Raw genomic sequence first — 5,819 nt, 5'->3', positions numbered from 1 at the left:
CGACGCGCGGCATTCGCATGGCACCGGCGGGGGCGCCGGCCGACAGTGGCGCGCCGGCGACCCAGGCCACACCTGAAGCGCGCAAATCGTCCGCGCGTCCCGCGATCGCGGCAGGGAAACCTATGACTACTGCCCACGGCGATGCGATGCCCGCGGTCAACCTGACGGTCAATTTCGCGACGGGTTCCGCCGAACTGACGCCGCAGGCGATCCACACGCTCGATGCCCTGGGAACGGCATTGAGCAGTGAGGCGCTGTCACATTATCGCTTCCGTGTTGAAGGCCATACCGACACGGTCGGTAAGCCTGAGGCCAATCGCGCTCTTTCGGAACAGCGTGCGCAGGCTGTCGTCGCCTACATAGAATCAAAGTTCGGTGTCGCGGCCGCTCGGTTGGAACCCGTTGGGATGGGTTCCGACAAGCCGTTGGTCATCACTGGCCCCCAGGTGCCCGAACCGCGCAATCGTCGCGTCCTGGTCGTCAATCTCGGCGGATAGTATCGCGCCGCTGCGGACGGTGTTGACAGTGGCGGTCGCGTGAAACGGCCCGTACCGGACAGCGATGAGACGGTGCGCATAGCCCCTGGCGGTCTGGCACGGCCGCGTTCACCCGGCATCGGATCGATGATTGCGATCGGGGCGATCAGCGGCTTGATCGTTGTCCTTGTGGCGATCGTCATCGCGTGGTTGGTCTGGCCTCAGGCATCACGCGTTTCGCCACCGATGGTGCGAAATGCCGGGGAGAAGGCCGCTTCCGCCGAGCCGGAACTTCCGATCGAAGCGGCGACCGTGGCGCAGATCCTGGTGCACCAACCCACAAATCTATCGATCATCCGGTTGGCCGAAAATCCCCAGATCGTCGTTCTGGATTTCGCCTCGTTGAAGCGGCAGAGAATCATGCTGGACCGCGTCGCGGCGCTCATCGAAAAGGCGGGTTTGCCGCGTGATCGTATTTTGAACGCGGACGAACTTGATCGTGCGGTCAAGGCCGATGGTGACGTGGATGCCGGTTTTTATTACGGCCACGATTACAGCGCGGCATCATTGCGGCGTTTTTTCACCATCGCCGATCAAGCTCATGTTCAGCTTACGTCAGGGGAGGTATTGCTCCGCCACCTGCTGGACCGGCTTGGTTGGCTCAAGCCGGATACGGTGGCTGGCCTGATCTCCGCGCCCGGGGTCGGGGCAAACGCGGATGTAACAGCCGCGGCGCGAAATACCATCCTCACGCATGAGCTTTCACATGGTGAGTATTTCAGCAACCCGGCCTACGCGTCCTATGTCCACCGGTTTTTTCTCGACACCATGACGCCGGTGGAGCAGGCGGACTTCCGCACATACCTTGCCGGAGAGGGTTATGACAGTACGAATGCTGAATTGATCGAAAACGAGACGCAGGCGTACTTGCTCTTTACCTCGGATCCGAAATTTTTTTCTCCGTCGCAAGTCCACATGACCCCGTCGCGGCGAGCCGAACTGCGTGCCCAATTTTTGCAGGATATGCCGACGGGATGGTTGAAGGATCTTCTGGCGGGCCTTCAATAAGGGTAGCGGGCTTTGCTTGCAAAAGTGACGATGAGCGCCGATCCTTCTCCCCGCCGGTGCTTGGATCATCGGGATCGTTCGTAGACGCCAGGATTATGCGCCGATGGGACTACCCGCCGCTCGTCTGACAGATATGCATGTTTGCCCGATGGTAACCGGCATTGTACCCCATGTCGGCGGTCCTATCGTCTCGCCTGGCTGTCCGACGGTGTTGATCCAGGGACTGCCCGCGGCTCGGGTTGGCGACATGCTGGTCTGCGTTGGGCCGCCTGATACGATCGCCATGGGCTCGACAGGCGTATTGATCGGCGAGCAACCGGCGGCTCGCATGGGTGACACCTGTGCCCATGGGGGAGCGATCGTCCTCGGCTGCTTTACCGTGCTGATCGGCTGAACGCGCCCGATACTTTCCCGCCTTTGACGGCGACCGGAAAAGCGTCGGGGCGCTGCGTGGTTGCGCGTTCCGCGATCCGAGCGCAGTCTCGGACCAACAAATGCGTCTGAACAGGCGACCACGGTTGGAAGAGCCGATCCATGTCCGCAGCTCTGAAGTTGAACTTCGAAGTACGTCCGCTTGCGCCCGTCCTGGCCGCCGAGGTCATTGGGCTCGACCTGCGCCATCCGCTGGACGCGACGACTCGCGACTCGGTGTATGCCGCGTTCATCCGCCACCACGTACTGTGCTTTCGCGATCAGCATTTGTCACACGAGGAGCAGATCGCTTTCACGGAGCAGTTCGGCACGCTGGAGCGGCACATGGCCCGCAACAAGGGCAAGCTAAACCCACTGCTGCACATCGTCTCCAACCTCGGCGATGATGGCAAACCCAGCGGCAAGGTGGCATCCACCGGTTGGCACACGGACAAGTCCTTTCGTCCGGAACCATCTCTGGCAACTATTCTGCACGCAGTGACGATGCCGCCCCAGGGCGGAGAGACCTGTTTTGCTAACATGATCGCTGCCTATGAGGCGCTGCCGGAGGCGACGAAGCAGGCGCTGGACGGTGTCGGGGTGGTGCATAGCTGGGCGCTCTCGCGTTCCAACATCGACCGAAAGCCCACGGCGGAGGAACTCGCCGACGCACCGGATATCGTCCATCCGCTGGTGCGCGTGATCCCCGAGACTGGGAAAAAGGCACTGTTCATGGGCGAGCATGCCTCGCATTTGGATGGTCGATCGACCGAGGAGGGCCGGGCGCGCATCCTGGAACTGGAGGCACACGCCACAGAGGCCCGCTTCGTGTATCTGCACCAGTGGCGCGCCGGTGACATGCTGATGTGGGACAACCGGTGCCTGCTGCACCGGGCCAATTCAAACTTCGATGCGAACCGGTATCCGAGGGTTCTGCATCGGACCTGCCTCCGCGGGAAGGCGCCGGCCTGACCTGCGTGCCGATTTTTTGTCGTTTACGTATTTAATTGCGGTGCCGCTTTCGAGCCATGGCCGCTATATTGTAATATGTAACAACCCAGGTCTTTCCGCGGGATCAAATCACCCGTAGGTGCTCGGTCAGTCAGCACTCGGGCGACACCGTACCCCGTTTAGGGTCTGCTTAACGGGCAGTTGCGTCATTCGAAACGCGATGATTTTTGTTGCATTTCGGTAATTTTATTGGCGACGTCGCTTGCGTCCCGCAATGCTCGCACCATCGGAACCGCTCGCCCACATCCGGCGCAAGGCCGAGCGTTTCGGGAGGCGCGAAATCCTCGCGCTCAATGCGTGCCACCTCGGTCTCGGTTACGATGCCCGACACAAGTTTGGCGATCAGCTTCGCCCGCCACACTAGCTTCGCCATAATTCCACCTTCTGCGGTGTGGCCTCGACTCTGCCGATCGATCGGCCCGGTCCGCACAACTTTGCATGCTTTCGAGCTGGAGCCCGTTGCCGTTCGAACCCACGCAAGTCGGGCAAGAGCCCGAACGCCAGGATCTTGTGATTGCAGGACGTTCCGATATTGTTCAGCCGAGGCGTTTGCCATAGTGTTTGACGAAAGAAGCCGCGATGGCCGGTTCGCGAGGGATGCTTGGCGCGGGTTTAGTGTAAACGTGCCAACGCGATCCTGGATCGCGAGGGTGCTTCCTGTTGCCCTGCCTTTATAATTTGTCGCGGATTCGTCGCCGACAGGATTTTGGGCGGAAACCGATCGAAGGAGATCCAGCCGTTGAGCGTCACGAAACAACCCCTCTCAAAGGGACCGCTCGGACCCCCGCCCGGAGGTCCGATGCCAAAGGCGATCGCCAAGCCACGTCCCGCGCCCGTGCCGCGCAACCCTGTTCCGGTCGCACCGCCGATGGGCGGGTCTTTCATGGATACCGCGACCCTTGGCGATATCGCAACGAAAGGCATGAAGAGCAACGTCTTTTATCTCGCTGCCAGCCAGTCCCTGGTCAATTCCCTCAAGTACATCCCTGGTCAATTCCCTCAAGTACATGGGCGATGACGGCCGCAGTCACTGGCACAGCTTTCATTTCAAGAACATGGTTGGAACCATCATGCTGGAAACAGCCTTGAGGGAGCCAAGCGGGGGCTATGCCGAGCATCATGCGAGTTGCCTGTCGTTTCCGATACGCATCTTTAATCTGATGCGGAAACAGGATCAGCTCGTTATGCTGGAGAATCTTTGGGGGGACTGCTACAAGAAGGTTTCGCCATCGCAAATTGCAGCTGAGATGATGGACGGCGAACTCGGTGTTGCCGGAGACAAAAGCCTGCCCAGTTCGATCCGACGTCGTGATGGTACAGGATTTTTCGCTATTCTTGAGGCTGGGCCGCGACCACGTGCGTGGAAGGATTTCCAGATCGGTTTTCGGATCGATGGCGGAAAGGCTCGGGCTGGATCGCGTGACGACCTGGGACGGGTCTCCAAGGAAGGCATGGTTGCGCTGCAGAAAAAGCCCGATCTGGCGCTTCAGGTGGTGAAGAAATTTTACCACGAGCATCCGTGTTGCCAAACAACCGACCTGTATATTGGTTATCAAAATCGTGATCTCTATAATGAGAGCGGAACATGCGTCGCGCGGTCACTTCTTGGGGCGACTGCCTTTCCCTACCGCTATACCGAGAACAATGCTGATGGCGGCCCAGCCGACGGTGGCGGTGAGCTAGCGTTTCAGTATCTTTTCGCTGTCGATTGCAGTGGCGCCAAGGGTGTCGATACCGAGAAGACCCAGGTGGAGATGGGCAACAACAGCCTGTGGCGGCCGGGCGAAAAGGCCTTCGCGGGATTGGGGGCCGAACGCCTGCTGGGCTGGACAAGGATTGTCCGGAAAGGCCAGCCGCCTTCCGGAACACCGCAGCCGACCGGCTGGAGCTTTATGTTCCTCGATTCCAAGTGGACGTGGCTGAAAGCGCCGGGGGGTGAGCGTCAGGCTTTTCTGGAAGGCGAATTGGCGACCTGGGAGCCGAACAAGACCTATAACATCAGCTATGCCTATGACTTCCAGACCAACTGATCCGGCGTCATTCGTGGTTCCAAGCTAGCGATGAATTCTGCTTGGTACGCTGGGGCGTAAATGACAATGCCGCAGGTGCGGCCTTGGCGGTTCGGTGGGACTACCGCTCGATGATCAGCAGCCCGTCGACCGCGGCGACCGAGTTCTCGCCAACCTTCCGCGGGTTCACCTCCAGTGTGAAAACCGGCCAGGGCGCGGTCGCGGCCAGCGCACTAAAACCCGCGGCGAAGTCCGGGGCACGGCGAATCTGATCGCTGGTCAGGAACCCGGGCAGGCGGTGCAATGTGCGCAAGCGCCGCAGCAGGTCTTCTGCCCCATCAGCGTCGATCGGCGCCCGGGCGAACACCTCATCATCGATGATCTCGGTCATGCCGCCGCCCATGCCACAGCCCATGACCATGCCGAATTCCCGGTCACGGATCGCGGAACCACCGCCGGCTCATCGGGGCGTCGGCGCGGAAGTCGGACCCGCGGCGACGGACCTGGGATCTGACACGGGCTGGCCGGTACCTCGTCGATCGTCTACGGCCCGAATGGTGGCGGCGCGAGGCAATCATTCAGGCCGAGTTATCCGATGACGAACGGGCCGTGCTGGCGGATTTGCTGGATCGCCTGTTCCTGGCCTCGGAAACGTTGCGTGCGGATGAAGCAGCGGGGCTGGAGGTGGCTATCACATAAGCGCTCCGGAACATGCGGCGGCAGTCGTAGGCATCGATCGCGACCCGGATGTAGCGCGACAATCTGGGTGAGAAAATGCGTCAATCAGGATGAGAATTGATGACCGCAACGAGTTCATGATGTTCGGTCTGATTGTCGCTGACAA

At 60.4% G+C, this 5,819-nt stretch carries 7 protein-coding genes; 6 read left to right on the top strand and 1 reads right to left on the bottom strand.

Annotated elements, in window-relative coordinates; all coding sequences use genetic code 11:
* The 6 genes from GSQ89_RS18425 to GSQ89_RS18400 all read left to right on the top strand — a co-directional run.
* Positions 1-497: OmpA family protein (locus GSQ89_RS18425; RefSeq protein WP_216856258.1), on the top strand; the 497-nt coding region annotated here is incomplete at its 5' end.
* A 126-nt stretch (positions 498-623) separates the two neighbouring features.
* Complete coding sequence (locus GSQ89_RS18420; protein ID WP_158927876.1) at positions 624-1,544, top strand: hypothetical protein; 921 nt, start codon at positions 624-626, stop codon at positions 1,542-1,544.
* 103 nt (positions 1,545-1,647) lie between these two features.
* A complete protein-coding gene (locus GSQ89_RS18415) occupies positions 1,648-1,938 on the top strand; it encodes a PAAR domain-containing protein (protein ID WP_158927874.1) in 291 nt (96 codons plus the stop codon).
* A 140-nt stretch (positions 1,939-2,078) separates the two neighbouring features.
* Positions 2,079-2,927: a TauD/TfdA family dioxygenase gene (locus GSQ89_RS18410; RefSeq protein WP_158927872.1), complete on the top strand. Its 849-nt coding sequence runs from the start codon at positions 2,079-2,081 to the stop codon at positions 2,925-2,927.
* Positions 2,928-3,765: 838 nt separating this feature from the next.
* Entirely contained in the window at positions 3,766-3,984 is a 219-nt protein-coding gene (locus GSQ89_RS18405; protein WP_158927870.1) for a hypothetical protein, read from the top strand.
* 52 nt (positions 3,985-4,036) lie between these two features.
* Entirely contained in the window at positions 4,037-4,996 is a 960-nt protein-coding gene (locus tag GSQ89_RS18400) for a hypothetical protein (protein ID WP_158927868.1), read from the top strand.
* A gap of 100 nt (positions 4,997-5,096) precedes the next feature.
* Here the strand turns inward: GSQ89_RS18400 and GSQ89_RS18395 are convergent, their stop codons facing one another.
* A complete protein-coding gene (locus GSQ89_RS18395) occupies positions 5,097-5,417 on the bottom strand; it encodes an acetate--CoA ligase family protein (RefSeq protein ID WP_256367337.1) in 321 nt (106 codons plus the stop codon).
* Between the last annotated feature and the right edge of the window lie 402 nt (positions 5,418-5,819).

The organism is Acidisphaera sp. S103 (assembly GCF_009765975.1).
Classification (GTDB): Bacteria; Pseudomonadota; Alphaproteobacteria; order Acetobacterales; family Acetobacteraceae; genus Rhodopila.
This window is presented reverse-complemented; position numbering and strand designations above follow the sequence as displayed.